At 37.3% G+C, this 13553-nt stretch carries 10 protein-coding genes and 1 other annotated feature; all 10 genes read left to right on the top strand.

What is annotated here, in order from left to right:
• Positions 1-18: 18 nt before the first annotated feature.
• The 10 genes from F3D3_RS09020 to aspS all read left to right on the top strand — a co-directional run bounded on the left by F3D3_RS09020 (position 19) and on the right by aspS (position 13544).
• On the top strand, positions 19-1563 hold the full coding sequence (locus F3D3_RS09020; RefSeq protein ID WP_069873179.1) for a sensor histidine kinase KdpD: 1545 nt from the start codon (positions 19-21) through the stop codon (positions 1561-1563).
• On the top strand, positions 1541-2233 hold the full coding sequence (locus tag F3D3_RS09015) for a response regulator transcription factor (protein ID WP_069873177.1): 693 nt from the start codon (positions 1541-1543) through the stop codon (positions 2231-2233). The genes F3D3_RS09020 and F3D3_RS09015 overlap by 23 nt, the downstream gene beginning before the upstream one ends.
• A 98-nt stretch (positions 2234-2331) precedes the next feature.
• The gene (locus F3D3_RS09010; protein ID WP_069873176.1) at positions 2332-3558 is read left to right on the top strand and encodes an aminopeptidase P N-terminal domain-containing protein; all 1227 of its coding nucleotides are present in this window, start codon (positions 2332-2334) and stop codon (positions 3556-3558) included.
• 38 nt (positions 3559-3596) lie between these two features.
• Positions 3597-4781, top strand: a complete 1185-nt coding sequence (locus tag F3D3_RS09005; RefSeq protein ID WP_069873174.1) for a cation:proton antiporter — start codon at positions 3597-3599, stop codon at positions 4779-4781.
• The gene (locus F3D3_RS09000) at positions 4771-5097 is read left to right on the top strand and encodes a phosphatidylglycerol lysyltransferase domain-containing protein (RefSeq protein ID WP_069873172.1); all 327 of its coding nucleotides are present in this window, start codon (positions 4771-4773) and stop codon (positions 5095-5097) included. The genes F3D3_RS09005 and F3D3_RS09000 overlap by 11 nt, the downstream gene beginning before the upstream one ends.
• A 132-nt stretch (positions 5098-5229) precedes the next feature.
• Entirely contained in the window at positions 5230-5613 is a 384-nt protein-coding gene (locus tag F3D3_RS08995; protein ID WP_069873170.1) for a response regulator, read from the top strand.
• 221 nt (positions 5614-5834) lie between these two features.
• Positions 5835-6686, top strand: a complete 852-nt coding sequence (locus F3D3_RS08990) for a helix-turn-helix domain-containing protein (RefSeq protein ID WP_069873168.1) — start codon at positions 5835-5837, stop codon at positions 6684-6686.
• Positions 6683-9928 carry an efflux RND transporter permease subunit gene (locus F3D3_RS08985; protein WP_069873166.1) on the top strand — a complete coding sequence of 1082 codons (3246 nt, stop codon included), beginning with the start codon at positions 6683-6685 and terminating at the stop codon, positions 9926-9928. Before F3D3_RS08990 ends, F3D3_RS08985 begins: the two co-directional genes overlap by 4 nt.
• Complete coding sequence (locus F3D3_RS08980) at positions 9918-11027, top strand: efflux RND transporter periplasmic adaptor subunit (RefSeq protein ID WP_069873165.1); 1110 nt, start codon at positions 9918-9920, stop codon at positions 11025-11027. The genes F3D3_RS08985 and F3D3_RS08980 overlap by 11 nt, the downstream gene beginning before the upstream one ends.
• A gap of 61 nt (positions 11028-11088) precedes the next feature.
• Positions 11089-11328, top strand: a binding site (T-box leader).
• A 134-nt stretch (positions 11329-11462) separates the two neighbouring features.
• Positions 11463-13544, top strand: coding sequence for an aspartate--tRNA ligase (aspS, locus tag F3D3_RS08975; RefSeq protein ID WP_069873163.1), 2082 nt, complete (start codon positions 11463-11465; stop codon positions 13542-13544).
• Positions 13545-13553 lie beyond the last annotated feature (9 nt).

The raw sequence follows: 13553 nt of genomic DNA, 5'->3' as shown, positions 1-13553 counted from the left end.
CTCTCATATGGAGGCATTATGTTTTTTTCTAAAAAAAAATATGCGTACAGATTCAAAAATAGAGCTGTTCTTGTCTGGTTTGTGATGACTTTATTGCCGATTGTAGTGCTGGTAATCTATGTTGCGATTATTACGGGTTCTGAGTTCCTGAATTTTTTAACGGATCCTCAATCTGTAAACGAACGCATATGGCAGCTTCAAAAGTGGAATCCAGATGAGACTTCTTTTAGATACATCAACAGTGTTATACTAGAAGATCCTGAACGATTGTTGATTGAGTCCACATATAAGCCCATTATTCGAAATCATTCAATTAAACCTGAGGATGCCATTATCCTAATTAGGAAAGATGAGGATGTCAAGGCCATTAATAATTTTGAGACGGATGAAGGTCGGAAAATTGTGAGTGGGTTTAATAAAGTGACAGGGCCAATTCTGCCTGAATTTGGAGGCTATTATACAACTAAAAACGAAGAACTCTTTAATAAGACAGGCTACATAGTCGCAAGACAACTTGACTTTTATTTTAAAGATGGGGGAAAAGGGAGTGTATTCTTTCTCACAAAAGTAATCAATATACCCAGTCAAATTGGGAAATTTGTCGTCAATTATTTTATTGCGCTCTTTATTATTTTGATTATATTTATGATTGTGTTTTTCTTGTATAGTGCAGAAAAATTAACTAAGAATTTCAATAAAGTGGTCACGATTATTGATGAAGTCAGTAAAGAAAATTTTACTAATCGATTGGATATAACGGATGAACCCCTTGTTTATATCACTCATCCTTTAAATGCAATGATTGAAAAATTGGCCGAATCCAAAGAATACAGAGCTTCGATAGAAAATAATCGGAATGATTTTATTTCCAACATGACGCATGACATCAAGACACCTTTGACATCTATAAGAGTTCAAATAGAAGCATTAAATGATGGGGTTGTAAAGGAACCTCATCAAATATCAAATTATTATAACAACATTCGAAAGAAATTATCTGAGATTGATAAAATGATGAATGAACTACAGCTTTATAATGAACTTGAAACAGAATCAATGACCTTTGAACTTGAAACGGTAGATTTAAAATTTTTCTTTAAAGATGTTGTCGATGAATTACAATTTGACCCTTCTTATAAAGGGGTTCACTTTGATTATAAGGTAGATGAGAAAGAACCTCTTTTTGCATGGATTGACCCTTCAAAACTTAAGCGGGTTATAACCAATGTCTTAATGAACTCAATGAAGTATTCAAAACAGGCACACTTGATCTTTAAAATTACACTAAAGGCAGTTGATGATTTGATAGAGATTGAAATGATTGACAACGGTGTTGGTGTACCAGTGGATGAGCTTGAAAATATTTTTACGCAATATTATCGGATTGATCCAGCTAGAAATCAACAAGTTGCTGGGTCAGGGCTCGGTTTAGCGATATGCCGATCCATAGTGAGTAGACATAGTGGTAAGATCACTGCTTTTACGGATACACAAAGTGGGTTCGGTATTCGAATTACCTTACCTCAGTTAGGAGCGTTTGATGAAAAGAATTTTATTGATTGAAGATGATATCGAAATAGGTGAAGTAGAAAAAGCCTATCTTGAAATTTCGGGTTTTCAAGTTACTGTAGAAAAAAATGGCATGAAAGGTAAAGAAATCGCATTAAAAGAACCTTTTGACATGGTTGTTCTGGATATTATGTTACCTGGGCTGGATGGCTTTAAAATTGCTGAAGCCATTAGGCACTATAAAGATATTCCCATTATGATTGTTTCTGCTAAAAATACGGAAGTTGATAAATTAAAAGGGCTAAGCCTTGGTATTGATGATTATTTGACGAAGCCCTTTAGTCCACATGAATTGGTTGCAAGAGTTAAAGCGCATTTGAAAAGATATGAAATGCTAAAGAGTGGCACTACGGGTGCTCAACATAAAAGTTTTGAGCTCCGTGGTATACTCATCGATTTTGAAACGCGTGAAGTATTTGTAAATGGAGAAATTGTGGAACTCACCGTAAAAGAATACGATCTTTTGGCGTTGCTATCTTCAGCACCCAATAAGGTTTTTTCAAAAGATGAAATTTTTGCAAAAGTGTGGGGCTATGAGGTGGAAATAGATACTTCAACCCTGACAGTACATGTGAGAAAATTAAGAGAGAAGATTGAATTTGATCCCAGCAATCCTGAATATATACAAACGGTTTGGGGAGTGGGGTATAAACTAAAAAAATAAATAGGCATACGAAATAATATTTGTATTCTAAAAATAACTCTTCTATAATGAAAAGTATAGAAGGGTTATTTTTTTTAGACAATTTTAGGAGGCTTAAGATGCATAAAACATTCAGAGAGAAATTAGGTCAAACATTAAGCACAGGAGATGCGGTGATGCTCTTCTCAGGAAAGGCGCCAAAGAGTACAGCCGATGCTCACTATGCCTTTTTACCAAACAAGAATTTTTATTATTTGACTGGACTTACAAATGAAAACTTCATCGTGCTGATGCATAAGACAAAAAGTGCATTTGAAGTGTCTTTATTCATTGAAAAACCCGATTATGACATCGAAAAATGGATCGGAAGAAAGATGACTAAAGAAGTCGCAACGTCTGTTTCAGGGATTCAGTCGGTTAAATATTTAGATGAATTTAGAGAAACTCTAAATCGCCTTATAGACAATAATCTGATCCAAAATGTTTACCTAGATTTAGAGAAGCGATCGTGGGATGAAGAGGCGGGGACTTCTTTAAAATTTTCGAGAGAATTTAAAGCAAGATATCCCTTTATTGAGCTGAAAACATTACATCCGATTGTGAGTGAAATGCGAATGTTTAAATCAACTGAAGAAATCGAGCGCATTAAAACTGCCATTGAGATGACAGACCAGGGGCTTAGAAGTATTCTTAAAATGCTTAAGCCTGATGTAATGGAGTATCAAGTAGAGGCAACTTTTGCGCATTCAATTCGAATGATTGGTGCTGATGGCAACTCTTTTCCAACAATTGCGGCATCGGGCACAGACGCTGTGATTCTACATTATGTAGAAAATAACAAAGTGGTTAAAGCGGATGATTTGATATTGCTAGATCTAGGTGCTCAGTATAAGCAATACGCCGCGGATATTACGAGGACATACCCTGTTTCTGGAAAATTTAGCGAAAGACAGAGCACGATTTACAATATCGTCCTTAAGGCCCAAACTGCGACGATTGAAGCGATGAAACTAGGGGTTAAATTTGAAACGTTAAATGAGGTCTGTAAGACAACACTAATTGCAGAGCTCAAAGCTATAGGCTTAATTCAAAAGGACGAAGAGCTTTCTAAATATTTCTATCATGGCGTTAGCCACTACCTAGGGCTTGATGTTCATGATTTGGGCAGTCGTGATGTGGTCTTGCAGCCAGGTATGGTGTTGACGGTGGAACCTGGGCTCTATATTGCTGAAGAAAATATTGGGATTCGAATTGAAGATGATATTTTGATTACAGAATCAGGCAATGAGAATCTATCAGCCATGATTCCTAAATCAATAGATGAAATTGAAGCTTTAATGCGATAACCCTTGGGGAGATGTTCCCAGATTTTAAAGGAGTTTTTATGATTACAAGTTTGGGTATTGTCATATTATTTGGTTTGTTATTTAATGTGCTATTTATGAAAATGAAGTTGCCAGGATTATTGGGCATGCTTTTATTAGGTGTTTTACTTGGCCCCTATTGCTTGGATGTGTTAGATGATAATTTGCTTTTGGTCTCTGCTGATTTTAGAAAAATGGCTTTGATCGTTATTCTTTTAAGAGCAGGGTTGGGAATCAGTAAAGAAGAACTCAATCAAGTGGGGAAAACGGCACTTAAGATGAGTTTTATCCCAGGCATTATAGAAGGTCTAACCATAATGACCGCAGCGCATTTCGTTTTAGGGTTTTCGTGGATTCAAGGCGGGATATTAGGGTTTATAATTGCTGCGGTTTCACCAGCGGTGGTCGTCCCTCAAATGATCATTTTTCAAGAGAAAAGAGTGGGCACACAAAAAGCGATTCCCACGTTGATACTGGCAAGTGCATCCATTGATGATGTGGTTGCGATTACATTTTTCTCAGCGTTTTTAGGACTATACAGCGGACAACATGTCAATGTTGGGATTGAATTGTTTTCAATTCCACTTTCCATCATTTTAGGGATATTGTCAGGCGTTCTATTGGGACTTGTCTTAGTAAAAGTGTTTGAGAAATATCACATTAGAGACACCAAGAAGGTATTGATGATTTTGGGTGTAGCCATATTGCTAACAGCACTTGAAACGGCACTCAAAAGTAAGATTGAAATTGCCGGATTATTAGGAGTCATGACGATTGGGTTTATCTTACTTGAAAAAAGACAAGTTGTTGCCAAGAGATTAGCCGTTAAATTCGGGAAAATATGGATTTTCGCAGAAATATTATTGTTTGTCCTTGTAGGGGCTCAGGTTGATGTTGCGGTGGCATTCCATGCAGGTTTAAAAGGCCTTATTATTATCGCAATTGGACTCATTGGGAGAAGTATTGGTGTAATGATTTCGACATTTAAAACAGGGCTTACTTTTAAAGAGCAGCTATTTTGTGTGCTCGCCTATATTCCAAAAGCAACGGTACAGGCGGCAATAGGTGGTGTGCCTTTAATGTTAGGCGTCGAATCTGGAGATGTCATGCTTGCGATTGCGGTTTTAGCCATCGTTGTTACAGCACCTCTAGGGGCCATGTTGATCAATTGGGGGGCAAAAAAATGGCTCACTGTTGAAGTTTGAATACAGAGGCATTATAGATATTCTTGAACATAAAGGCTTTTTTGACCTTAAAATCGGACTGGTCTATGTAAATCAAAACATCGCAGGATTTATCATAGGTGAAATTATCAACCATACGACCGTACTCATTCATATCGAGAAAGCTGATATTTCTTATGAGGGGATCTTTTCTATGGTGGGCTACACTTTGTATAATGAACTCGATGCGTTGATCTTTATCAATCGTGAGCAGGATCTCGGTATTGAAGGTCTGCGCAAATCAAAACTTTCATATCATCCGATAAAATTTATTCAAAAATTTGAACTTTGGTTTTAAAAACACAGGGCCTGAAGTAAAACGACTCAAGTATTTGTGAAAATTATGACGTTTGGTGTTTTTACATTTTTATATAGGGTAAAAATATTATAATGTCAGATTTTTTATTGATGAAAGAGAGTGGTGAAGAATATGTGTATAAATAAGAAAATTTTAATAGTGGATGATGAATCTCAGATAGTAGGTGCACTAAAAAGAGAGATAGATTGGCTGAAGTTACCAATTGAAGTGACAACGACTATCAATCCCATGTATGCTATGGACCTTATAGAGCAAAATGATTTTTCAATGGTGATTTGTGATCAACGGATGCCCTCGATTTCTGGCGTAGAGATTATTCGCTTTTGTAAAAAAAGAAAACCCTATATTATTAGAGTGCTTATGTCCGCTCATGATGATACGGATTTGCTCGTGCATAATTTCAATCAGCAGAATATTGACTATTTCATTTCTAAACCGTGGTTTCGAAAAGATGTTCATCAAATCATCAATAGGATGTTAGACAATACTTTGTAAGCCTTATAAAGAGTAGACTATTACTTACAGGTGTTCAAATTTCATATGCAACTTCAAAGAGCGATTAAACAATAATTTTGTAGATCAATTATTGTTTGAACGCTTTTTTTTATGGAGATGGCAGGTGAAAAATCACGAAAAAAAACAATAATCTCGCGGTGTGATATTTATGTTTCAATATCACGGCTGTGGGTATTAAGCTAAAAAGGAGATTAGTCGCTATGGCATCTTTGGGAGAACAATTAAAAAAATTGAGAAAGACATCTAAACTGAGTCAAAAGACACTTGCCGAAAATATAGGGATTGCACAGTCAGCAGTTGCCAATTACGAAAGTGGTTATCGCGTACCTAATCGTGAAATTTTGATCAAGCTTGCAGATCATTTTGATGTAACGCTAGATGAACTCCTGTGTAGAGTTCATGAAAAAACGGATTGGATTGAGATTTCGGATATTTTTCTCAAAAGTGTCATGAAAGAAGAGTATAAAGCAGCCTATGTAATTCTTGCGCATATGCTTGATAATGGCATCTCACCTAATGAAATCTATCTAAAAGTGTTTAGATATGCACTGGCAAAGATTGGTTGGCTTTGGGAAACGGGGATGATTACTTCGGCAGATGAGCACTTTATAACCCGAAAAATCGACATCATTATGGATGAAGTTTATCATAAGGTCGAGTATGAGGGCGTTAAAGCTAAAAGCGTTAAAGCTATCAGAGTAGTTGGAATGGCCGTGCCTCAAGAAGCGCATACGATGCCCATAAAGATGATTATGCATTTATTGAGTTTTGCGGGCGTGGAGACCTTTTTTATTGGGACATCAGTGCCAGTGGAAGCTTTATCCGAATTTGTTCGTAAAAATGAAATTGACATGGTTATCTTATCAATAACGATGCAAGAATTTGAGGTCGACTTAAATGCATATATGGACAGGGTTCAAAATGATATTATTTTAGCTCAAAAACGATTTGTAGTCGGGGGAAAAGCAGCTTTAAAAATTAAAATTTCAAATAAAAGCATTGATCTTACAGTTGTTTCAGAATATGAGGAACTTTTGGAGGTGATTAAATGAGTTCAAATAAAGATTTGAGAGAAAGCAAAATGAAGATCAATATCATCGGAAAATTATCAAATGTTTTTATAAACCAATTTCAATTGTCAATTCTGTTAATGGTTATGATCATCAGTATTGGGGTGGTGGGCCTTATCGCCTTACCCAAGGAGTCATTGCCAGAGATTGTATTTCCAGCGATCACAATACAGACGGTTTATCCAGGTGCAAGTCCTGAAGATGTTGAACTGCTCGTGACAGAAAAGATTGAGAATAAGGTGAAAGACTTCGAAGATATAGATACAATTCAGTCAGATTCAACTTTTGGCTTTTCGGTGATTAGCGTATCTTTTAAAGAAAGTGTTGATATTGAAAACAAGAAAATAGAAGTGGATAATGCGCTAAGAGAAATTGAATTCTCTGAAGGTGTTCAAGTACCCAAAAGTGTCATTTTTAAAACTTCTGAGATACCACTTATGAACATCAGTGTCAACGGGGCCTATGATGCCGAAGCTCTCACGCAAATTGCAGAGACTCTTAAAGGTGAACTTGAAAGCATAAAAGGCGTAGACAGTGTAGATTTGTTTGGTACAACGGTTAAGGAAATTCACATCGTTACCAGTGAAAGTAAAATGTTGACTTATAATATAACGCTATCCGATATTAAAAATGCGATTAAAGCTTCTAATGTAAGTTTGCCCATTGGAGATTCTGAACTCAATGGCGTCAGATACACAATAAGGATAGATGAATCCTTTAAGGTCTTGGATGAAATCAAAAACGTCGTTGTGATCGGTCGGTCTGGCCAACAGGTTTTCATTAAGGACTTAGGTCAGGTTACTTTTGGTGTAGCACCTGTCGATGTCATCAACAAAACTTTTATAAAGGGTCAAACGGCGCTTTCACAGAATTCTATTTTTATGAAAGTAAATCGCAAAGTAAATAGTGATGTCATTGGCACAAGTGAAGCCGTAGAGTCTAAGATACAAGCTTTAAAAGGCAGTGCTTACCCAGAGGATGCAACGATTTACATCTCCGATAACATGGCAAAACGTGTGGGTGAAGATTTATCCAATATTCAATCGAGTGCTTTATCGGGCTTAATCGTTGTTATCATAGTCTTATTTTTATTTATTGGGATCAGAGAATCTTTAATTGTTTCGATTACCATTCCCTTGAGTCTACTGGGTACTTTAGGGCTTCTAAATCTGTTTGGCATTACATTTAACACTTTTGCGATTTTAGGTTTGATCGTTGCACTTGGCCTACTTGTGGATAACTCCATAATCGTCATGGAAAACATAGATCGGATTAAGAAACTTGGATTTAACCGAAAAGAGGCCGCTTTTTTAGGGACAAATCAAGTAGGTTTTCCAATCGTGTCGGCTACACTGACCACTTTAGCAGCCTTTTTTCCACTGGTTATTCTGCCGGGCATACTAGGTGCTTTTGTATCGACAATTCCTCTTACGATTATGATCACACTTACGGTTTCTTTATTTATTTCCCTAGTGATTACACCGAGTATTGCTTCAAGGCTTTTAAAAGATCAAAAAAAACACAGTACAGGCAAAATAAAATGGCTCAAAAATAGTGCGGCTATTTTTTTGGTCGCAGGACTCAGTTATTATGCTTTTAGTTTTGCAGGCAATAGGCTTTTAGCACTTGTAATGATGTTTATTTTCACGGGGCTCATGGCACTAAAAGTAATAACAATTGGAGATGAAGGGTTTGAAGATACGCGCTTAACAAGGTTATATGGCCGTATTGTGGCATGGATTGTCTCTAAAAAAAGAAGAAGTTTTCTGGTGATCCTTGTGGGGCTATTACTTCTTGTCATAAGCGTTTCTGCTTTTGGAACGGGTCTTCTAAAAGTCTCGTTTTTCCCTAAGAATGAACCTGATACACTGGAGATTTTGGTGGATACACCCGGTGGTACAACACTTGTGCAAAATGAGAAAGTTGCTTCAGAAATTGAGGCCATGTTGGTGAGCAACGATGCTGTAAAGTCTTATAATGTGACCGTTGGGGGTACTGAAATCGATTATATTAAATTTAGTGTGGCGATAGATAATAGCATTCGCAATGGGTATGAAGTTTTAGAGGCATTACAGGAACAGACGTCAAAAATAAGTGGTGCTAAGATTTCAATCAATGGGATTGCATCTGGGCCTCCTGTAGGTAAACCGATCGTACTCAAGATACAAGGTGAAAATCTTGAAGAAACTTATAGTTTTTCAAAAGAAGTAAGCAATTACTTGAAAAATACAGAGGGGGTTTATAATATAGAGGCCTCTGTTTCCGTAGGTGTGCCTCAGATTAAAATTGGTATTGATAAATTAAAAGCAACACAACTTGGCACAAATGTAAGTACCGTTGCGCTACAGCTCAGAGGTGAACTTAGTGGCGTTGAAGCGACGACGATGCGTGTCAATAATGATGAAGTGGATGTGATTATAAAGAGGGAATCAGAAGAAATAGATGATTTAGGATCTCTTAAAAGTCTCTTTATAGCCACTCAAAATGGCATGATGATTCCGCTTCATAGCATAAGTGATATTCAAATTGAACAGGGTATTTCTAATATTTCAAGAGAAGATGGTGAACGCGTGATCTCAGTGAGTGCAGATTTAAAATCAGGTTATAACAGCAATGATATGACGCGCAAAATCAAATCCGATTATGATGAAAACAAGTTGCCAAAAGGCATTCGCATTATATATTCTGGAGATTCTGAGGGCATTCAAGAAAATTTTGGATATCTTTTTCAAAGTATGATATTAGCTGTATTTTTAGTCTTCATCATATTGACAATACAATTTCGGTCCATCATACAACCCTTTGTCATTTTATCCACAATACCAATGGCAATAATAGGCGTCATTTGGGGGCTCGTTATCACAGGAAACGATTTTGGATTTTATGCCTTCATGGGATTGGTGGCACTCGTTGGCATTGCAGTAAACGATGCCATTGTGCTTATAGACTATATGAATTATTTGCGCCAAGAAGGCACGCCACTTAAAGTGGCCATTAAAGAAGCAGGACTAACTCGATTTAATCCAGTACTTGCCACAACCCTGACGACGATCAGTGGTGTTTTACCGCTTGCATTTAAAGAAGCCTATTATGCTCAGTTTAGCTTTGCGCTCATCTTTGGACTCATGATGACAACTTTAATGACTTTGATTTTTATACCCACAATTTATCATTTAATGGAGTCCTTCAAAGACAGAAAGGGGGTTGAGCCCTATGAAAAGTAAATACAATAAAGGCATACTGGCTATGATGTTCTTAGTAGTATTATTATTGGCAGGATGTCAAAGTCAAGCAGAAGAGGTTACCCAAGCATTAAAACCGCAACTTACAGTGGTGGAGACCATGTCTGTTATCAATGACGATGTGCAGGCTTTTTACTCTAGTTTTGGAGAGATAAGCCCACAAAATCAAGTGGATTTGTTCTTAAGCGGGACAGGCGAGGTCGATTCAATTTTAGTAAAAGCAGGCGATGTGGTTTCGATGGATACACCGCTTATTAAATTGAGCACAGACCAAGTTAAAACCACTTATAATGCACAGGAAAGCCAACTTAGAACGATTAGAGATAATTTTAAAATACAACTGAATGCTTTGCGCGATAATTTTTTAAAGCAATCAGAGCTTCTAGAAAATGGTTTCGCCACGCAATCCAGTGTGGATACCTTAAAAACACAAATGGAAACCTTAGAAATGCAGTATGATGACGCGCGCAACAACTACAATAATCAAGTTCAAAATCTAAAAAAAGCAGTGGACGATCGATTGCTAACCAGTACAATTGAGGGCGAAATTGCAGGCATCTACGTGAAAAAGGGACAGAAGATTTCAAATCAGAAGGCCATTAGCATAGTGAATCGCGATATACTTTATGTGAAAACAATGGTCACCAGTTCTACCTTGCAGGAACTTAGCATTGGCACACGTGCGATCATTACATTTTCGAATGATCAAAGGGATGTGATTGAAGGGGTAGTGACTAACATGGAACTTATTCCAGATCCTGTTAACAAACTTTATAAAGTAGAGGTTGAGCTCAAAAATAAAACGGATTCAGTCTTTATTGGAGATTATGTTGAGGTTAAATTTATTACAGATGAATATAAAGCGACATTAGCGCCGAATACAGCAATTATATATGAAGGGTCAAAAACTTTTGTGTTTTTATTAGAGGCAAATAGCGCAGTTAAAGTGCCCGTTGAACTGGGACTTACAAAAGGCGAATACGTTGAAATTAAAAGCGATAAGGAACTTTTGGATAAACAGATTATAGTGAAGGGGCAAAGCTATATTAAAGATGGTGAAGTGGTAGAACTTAAAAATTAATTTAATGAAATATATTGACAAGAGCCTTAAGACATATTATAATCACAAGAAAATAATCAAATTAAAAACGAGGACGAGAAGAGTATTTCAAAATGGTAGTGGAAGCGAGCTGATGATGGTGAAAGATCAGTACGGATTTTTGAAAGAAGAACATCTCTGAGTTTCTAACCGAACTAACAGTAGGATTAGACGTTTCCTGACACGTTATCGTCAGTAGATATCGACTTTAAGTCCGTATCGATGAGCAGGATCTTTTTAGATCAATCTGGGTGGTACCGCGGAAGTAGCTTTCGTCCCTTTTATAGGGATGAAGGCTTTTTTTACGTTGTTTTTCAAGAAATAAGGTTTAAAATTTTGATTTTAAGCAACGTAAATGTCAAACATGATATCGATTCTAGGCTGATTTTCGATACAGCATAAGCAAAGGAGGCAGTTATGAAGAAATTTGAAAGAACGCATTATTGCGGTAGGTTAAGTGAATCTAATATTGATGAATCTGTGGCACTATCTGGATGGGTTCAAAGAAGAAGAGACCTAGGTGGTGTGATATTTCTAGATTTAAGGGATAAAACAGGGATTACTCAGATCATATTAGATCAAAAAGATTTGCCAGTGGAGATGTTTAATCATGCTGAGGGCATTAGAAGTGAATATGTGATTCAAGTGAAAGGTTTGGTTGAGAAGCGATCGGAAGATACGATTAATCCATTGATTCCAACAGGCAAAATAGATGTTAGAGCAGATGAATTGACGATTCTTTCAAAAGCACATACGCCGCCTTTTATGATCGAGGAAAACTCAAATGTAAGGGAAGAATTGAGATTAAAATATAGATTTTTAGACCTGAGAAGACCCGATATACTCAGAAACTTAAAATTGAGACAACAAGTGACCAATGCAGCGAGATCTTTTCTCGAAAACAAAGAGTTCATGGAAGTTGAAACCCCAATTTTAAGCAAGAGTACACCTGAGGGCGCACGCGATTTCTTAGTGCCAAGTCGCCTTAAAAAAGGGACATTCTATGGTCTGCCGCAGTCACCACAAATTTACAAGCAATTATTGATGGTCGGTGGAATTGATCGTTATTTTCAAGTGGCAAAATGTTTTAGAGATGAGGATTTAAGAGCGGATAGACAGCCCGAATTTACTCAAATCGACATGGAACTTTCTTTTGTGGATGAAGAAGATATTATTGAACTTCTCGAAGGCCTCTTTGCAGAATTATTTCAAAAAGTTAAAGGGCTTACCCTTAAGACGCCATTTAATCGCATCACATACGCGGAATCCATGTCACTCTATGGTGTTGATAAGCCCGATTTAAGATTTGGCTTTCCAATGATTGATTTAACAGAAATCTGTAGAGCGTGTGAGTTCGAAGTGTTTAGATCGGTGGTAAATCGTGGAGGAATCGTTAAGGCGCTTAATATTAAGGGTGGTGCGTCTTTTACAAGAACTCAAATAGAAGCGCTGACACATCACGCGATGTCTCTAGGTGGCAAAGGGATGGCGTGGATTGCGGTTGAAGCAGATGGCAGTTTGAAATCTGTCATCACCAAATTCTTCAAAGAAGCTGATATTGAGGCGATCTTGGAAAAAACAGAAGCGAAACCAGGGGATTTACTCATCTTCTCAGCGGATAAAAAAGAGTTGGCACTGAGTGTCCTTGGTAGTTTAAGGCTAATGATTGGAGATATGATGGGTCTTAGAAACGACAAGGATTATGCTTTCGTCGTGGTGACTGATTTTCCATTACTAGAATGGTCTGAGGAAGAAAAAAGATATGTGGCTATGCATCATCCCTTTACAATGCCTAAAGATGAAGATTTGGAGCTGTTCGAAACCGCACCAGAAAAAGTACGTGCAAAAGCTTATGATATTGTGCTCAACGGCGTGGAACTCGGCAGTGGCAGTATTCGGATTCATGATAGCGGTATTCAGTCGAGAATGTTTAAACTGCTTGGTTTTTCCGAAGAGGAAGCCAAAGAGCGATTTGGCTTTTTACTCAGCGCATTTGAATATGGCGTACCGCCACATGGTGGCTTTGCATTTGGACTTGACCGCTTGATCATGCTCATGGTAGGTGCCGAAAGTATCAGAGATGTCATCGCATTTCCTAAGATGAAAGATGCTTCTTGTGCCATGACACAATCACCATCAGAAGTGAACAGGACACAGTTAGATGAGCTTTCAATCTATTTAGAAGGAACACATGCGCCAAAGCATGAAGCACCACAAATGACACATGAAGTTATAGAACATGTGGCGAAGTTATCTAGAATTGAGCTGGATGAAGCTGAGAAAGAGACCCTTACAAGTGACTTGATGAAAATCATCGCTTTTGCAGATCAACTCAGCGATGTGGACACTTCAAGTGTCCATATGAAAGAAAGCCTTTCAAATGCAGAAAATGTATTTAGAGTCGATTCAGTGATTACTTTTGAAGATTCCAAAGCGCTACTCAAAAACGCAGCTCAAGTCACAGAAAACTGTATTTTTGTCCCTAAAACAGTAGAATAGGAGGAAACA

It is taken from the genome of Fusibacter sp. 3D3 (assembly GCF_001748365.1).
Taxonomy (GTDB): Bacteria; Bacillota; Clostridia; order Peptostreptococcales; family Acidaminobacteraceae; genus Fusibacter_A.
This window is presented reverse-complemented; position numbering and strand designations above follow the sequence as displayed.

Bases quoted from the DNA above. Each gene is read 5' to 3' on its own strand.
- F3D3_RS09020 (WP_069873179.1), top strand. From the start codon at position 19: ATGTTTTTTTCTAAAAAAAAATATGCGTACAGATTCAAAAATAGAGCT.
- F3D3_RS09015 (WP_069873177.1), top strand. From the start codon at position 1,541: ATGAAAAGAATTTTATTGATTGAAGATGATATCGAAATAGGTGAAGTA.
- F3D3_RS09010 (WP_069873176.1), top strand. From the start codon at position 2,332: ATGCATAAAACATTCAGAGAGAAATTAGGTCAAACATTAAGCACAGGA.
- F3D3_RS09005 (WP_069873174.1), top strand. From the start codon at position 3,597: ATGATTACAAGTTTGGGTATTGTCATATTATTTGGTTTGTTATTTAAT.
- F3D3_RS08995 (WP_069873170.1), top strand. From the start codon at position 5,230: ATGTGTATAAATAAGAAAATTTTAATAGTGGATGATGAATCTCAGATA.
- F3D3_RS08990 (WP_069873168.1), top strand. From the start codon at position 5,835: ATGGCATCTTTGGGAGAACAATTAAAAAAATTGAGAAAGACATCTAAA.
- F3D3_RS08985 (WP_069873166.1), top strand. From the start codon at position 6,683: ATGAGTTCAAATAAAGATTTGAGAGAAAGCAAAATGAAGATCAATATC.
- F3D3_RS08980 (WP_069873165.1), top strand. From the start codon at position 9,918: ATGAAAAGTAAATACAATAAAGGCATACTGGCTATGATGTTCTTAGTA.
- aspS (WP_069873163.1), top strand. From the start codon at position 11,463: ATGAAGAAATTTGAAAGAACGCATTATTGCGGTAGGTTAAGTGAATCT.